Here is a 4,349-nt window from a genome sequence, read left to right on the forward strand (position 1 = left end):
CCCCGCAGATATGTGATCTGCGGGGGTATTGAGTTTTTTGTGTGGATTACCTGCTGCGCCAGGCCTGTGTGCGGGCCAGGATGCCTTTTGATGCCATCAGATGAAAGATCCGGGCGGCTGCGTTGGTGTAGAAGATCATCATGCCCATTGCGGCTGCGGGTGCGATATCCCCGGCATCATCCATGTTCAGCACCGCGATGGACGCGAGTGTGGTTTTGGGTGAGTAGAGGAACACAACCGCCGACACGGTCGTCATCGCGTTGACGAACAGATAGATCGAGATGTCCAGCACCGCAGGCAGGCAGACCGGCACCGTCACGCGGGCAAACAGCTTCATTGTCGGCTGTTTGAGAGAGGCCGACACCGACTCGAACTCTTTATCCATCTGCTTGAGAGCGGTGACCGCCGTCAGGTGCGATACGGTATAGAAATGCGTCACCGTGCAAACCACCAGGATCGCCATGGTGCCGTAGATCGCATTGAACGGATTGGACGGGTTGTTGAAGAAGAAGATATACGACAGTCCCAGAACCATGCCCGGAATGGCCATCGGCAGCATGGCGAACATCTGAAAGATCGACCGTCCGGTTTTGAAGCCGTTCGATTTTTCCACCAGATACGCCCCGAAGAAGACAACCGTCGTGCCGATCACCGCCGTCAGGAAAGCCAGTTTGATCGAGTTGAAATACGATCCCCAGCCGCCGCCATCCATCTTGTCGAACTGGTAATTCTTGAGGCTCAGGCTCAGATCGTAGGGCCAGAACTTGATCAACGCCGCAAACTGACACACGGCCAGAAGACCAACAATGAACAGGCCGATCAAACTGCAGTAGATCAGGAATATGCGATCAGTCTTTGGGTTTGGTGTTGCCTGATATGGAACCGAGCGCGCAGACAGCAGCGCCACCTGCTTGGACTGAACCATCCGGTCGATGGCAAAAGCCAGAATTGCGGGGATGACCAGAACCACCGAGACCACGGCGCCCATCTCAAAGTTCTGCTGGCCGATCACCTGTTTGTAGATATCCACGGCAAGCACGTTGAACTGGCCGCCGATCACCTTTGGCAGGCCAAAATCGGTGATCACCAGATTGAACACGACAAAGGCTGCGGAAATCAGGCCATAGCGCGCGCCGGGTATGGTAACGGTCCAGAATGTCCGCCAGGGGGTTGAGCGCAAGCTGACAGCGGCCTCGTACAACCGCGCATCCGATATCGCGAGCGCGGTCGATATGATCAGGAACGCGTGTGGAAAGGTAAAGAAGACCGATCCGATCACGATGCCTATGGGGCCGTAGATACTGGCTCCGAACAGCAACTCCTTGATCATCCCCTGATTGCCGAACAGGTAGACCAGCGCGATGCCCGGCAGCAGCGAGGGAACCAGAATCGGCGCCATCGCGATCAGGCGAAAGACCCCCTTGAACCGCATGCAGCTTCGGTTCAGCGCATAGGCAAACCAGAACGCCAGCGTCACCGTAACGATTGTGCTGACAACCGAAATCCAAAGGGAATTCTTGATCGAGTTGAACAGGGCCGGGGTTGAGAAGTAGTTGATGAAGTTGCCCAGACCCCGCGCTTGAACCGGCCGCATCTGCACCCGGCGGAACGTGTTGGAATCAAGCTCGACCCAATCGGTGCCTTCGTTCAAAGTCGACCCGACCAGAAAGCGCCCGGCCTCCGTCGTGTTCCGCATCTGGTACATGACCGGGCTGCGAAAGCTGAAATCCGGAAAAAACCCGGTCACCGGCAAACGCCCGTCCGAGCCGGTTGTCAGATCGGTGTCGGAATACACCCCCAATTGCCTGTTCAGTTCGTCAGCCGTCAGGATCGTTCCGTCAAACACACCCGCTTCATCACTGACCTGAAACTCATACTGGGACAGCTCGACCCGGTAGGTCGAGAAGGACTTGGAAAGCATCGTGTAAAGCGGCAGCGCCAGTGTCACGATCAGATAGAGCGCGATCACCATCATGCTTCCGCGCATCAGGATGTCATCGCGGCTGAGCCTGGGCCTGATATCCGGCCCGACAGGCAATGTGTCGTGATTGGTCGACATCGTGCTCATGCCGCAGCCTCCGGAAGGTCAAACGCCATCAGGCGGTTCTCGGGAAGCTCGATCACCATGCTGCACCCCTCTTCCAGCTCAAGACGACGCACGGCGTTGATCGAAAAATCCGCGATCAGTTCAGAAGATCCGAACCGCTCGTTGTTCAGGCGGCAACGCCAGAACGAGCCCAGAAACTCCATTTCATCAAGCGTGACCTCGATGCAGTTCCGATTGCCGCCCGTGTCAAGATAACCAGCTTCATGAGGGATGATGTCTTCGGGACGAATGGCTGCGATGACCGGGGTGCCATCATTGAACGTGTGGCTGAGGCAGGCAAAGGTCTTTTCCCCGACGCTCAACCGCCCGCCTTTGGTGACCTGAGATCGGATCTGGTTCATTTCACCGATAAAGTCGGCCACGAACAGGTTGGCCGGTTCGCGGTAGATCTCCGTGGGCGATCCAACTTGTTCAATCACCCCGTGGTTCATCACCACGATGCGGTCGGCCATGGCCAGCGCTTCTTCCTGATCGTGCGTCACCATCACGGTGGTCACACCCAGCTTGCGCTGCAATTCCTTGATCTCATGCCGCAGGTGAACGCGCACCTTGGCGTCCAGCGCCGACAGGGGTTCGTCCAGCAGCAGCAAACCGGGATTGGTTGCAATGGCGCGGGCCAGCGCAATCCTCTGCTGCTGGCCCCCGGACAATTGTGCCGGGTATTTCCTGCCCTGATCCGGCAGACCAACAAGGTTCAACAGCTCGCTCACCCGAACCGCGATATCCGACTTGCTGCGGCCCGTGTTTTCAAGGCCAAATGCGATGTTCTTTTCGATCGTCAGGTTCGGGAACAGCGCATAGGACTGAAACACAATCCCGAAATCGCGCTCGGACGGGGGCAGGTTGGAGACGTCCTTGCCATCCTGCATAACCGTACCCTTGGTCTGCAGATCCAGCCCGGCAATCGCCCGCAACAAGGTGGTCTTGCCGCAGCCGGACGGGCCAAGGAAACAAATGAATTCACCTTCTTTGATTTCAAGAGAGATGTCCTTGAGTGCCAGAAAGCTGCCGAACGCTTTCCACAAATTCTGGATGCTGAGATACAGTTCACCGGGTGGTGTTTTCTGAAGCACGGGAGAGGTCCTCACATCTGCACCTCGGGCACGACCGATCCTGGCCGGTGCGCGCCGGGTGAGTTGGTTGTGTTGGTGGGAACAAGAGAGTGGCGGGCAGGAGCGGCACAAAAGCCCCTCCTGCCAATGGAATTATTTCGCTTCAGACTTTCCGTCATAGCGAGACTGCCATTCCTTCAGGATTGCCGCGCGATTGTTGGCGGCATACTCGAAATCATTGTTGATCATCGCATCCAGAAGACCTTCTGGGAAGTGTTCAACCGGTTTTGCAACGCCGGGATACGCCACGACCGCATAGCCGGTATTGTACATCTCGTTGGCCTCTTTGGTGACGGTGAAGTCCACCAGCTTCTGCGCGGCTTCCAGATTTGCGGTACCGGCCACAATCGCGGTTGCTTCCATGTCCCAGCCGACGCCTTCCGAAGGCACAATGATCTCCAGCGGTGCACCATCAGCTTTGGACTTCGCCCCACGGAACGCAAAAGAAATACCAATCGGGATCTCGCCCGCCGCCGCCAGTTTGCAAGGCTTCGAGCCGGAATGGGTGTAGCGCGCAATATTCTCGTGCAGCGCATCCATGTATTCCCAGCCACCTTCTTCGCCAAACATTTGAAGCCAGCTGGACACATCAAGGAACCCCGTGCCAGAGGAATTCGGGTTCGGCATGATCACCTGATCCTTGTACATCGGATCAGTCAGGTCCTTCCACGAAGTGGGCGGCTTCAGCCCGGCCTTTTCCGCCTCAACCGTGTTGTAGCAAACCGAGGCAACCCAGGCGTCCATGCCAACCCAGGCAGGCGGGTTGTCACCATCGACGAATTTCGCATCCAGCTTGTCTACGCCAGCCGGGGCATAAGGCTCCAGCATCCCTTCGGATTTCAACAGCAGCAGAGAGGTCGCCGCCAACCCCCAGACCACATCCGCCTGTGGGTTGTCCCGTTCAGCCAGCAGTTTCGCGGTGATGATCCCCGTCGAGTCCCGAACCCAGTTGATCTTGATATCCGGGTTACTCTGGTTGAACGTCTCTGCATACCTCGCCAGATCCTCCGCCTCGACAGCGGTGTAAACTGTCAGTTCCGTCTCCGATGCCGCAACCGTCGCAGTCAGTAAACCGACCGCCAATGCCGAATAAAATGATGTCGTCCGTTTCATGGTTTTCCTCTGTTGGT

The 4,349-nt window shown here is 57.0% G+C and carries 3 protein-coding genes; all 3 read right to left on the minus strand.

Annotated features, from left to right (window positions below; genetic code table 11):
• Positions 1-46: 46 nt before the first annotated feature.
• On the minus strand, positions 47-2,068 hold the full coding sequence (locus ACR0M3_RS19905; protein WP_480484610.1) for a putative 2-aminoethylphosphonate ABC transporter permease subunit: 2,022 nt from the start codon (positions 2,066-2,068) through the stop codon (positions 47-49).
• A complete protein-coding gene (locus ACR0M3_RS19910; RefSeq protein ID WP_267365559.1) occupies positions 2,065-3,180 on the minus strand; it encodes a putative 2-aminoethylphosphonate ABC transporter ATP-binding protein in 1,116 nt (371 codons plus the stop codon). Before ACR0M3_RS19910 ends, ACR0M3_RS19905 begins: the two co-directional genes overlap by 4 nt.
• Before the next feature lie 132 nt (positions 3,181-3,312).
• Positions 3,313-4,349 (minus strand): putative 2-aminoethylphosphonate ABC transporter substrate-binding protein (locus ACR0M3_RS19915; RefSeq protein ID WP_480912399.1); only part of this gene is annotated, 1,037 nt, incomplete at its 5' end.

This window comes from Ruegeria sp. O5, from assembly GCF_056535105.1.

What these genes read in the sequence shown, in the direction of transcription:
- ACR0M3_RS19905 (WP_480484610.1), bottom strand. Translation starts at nt 2,068, where the DNA reads ATGAGCACGATGTCGACCAATCACGACACATTGCCTGTCGGGCCGGAT.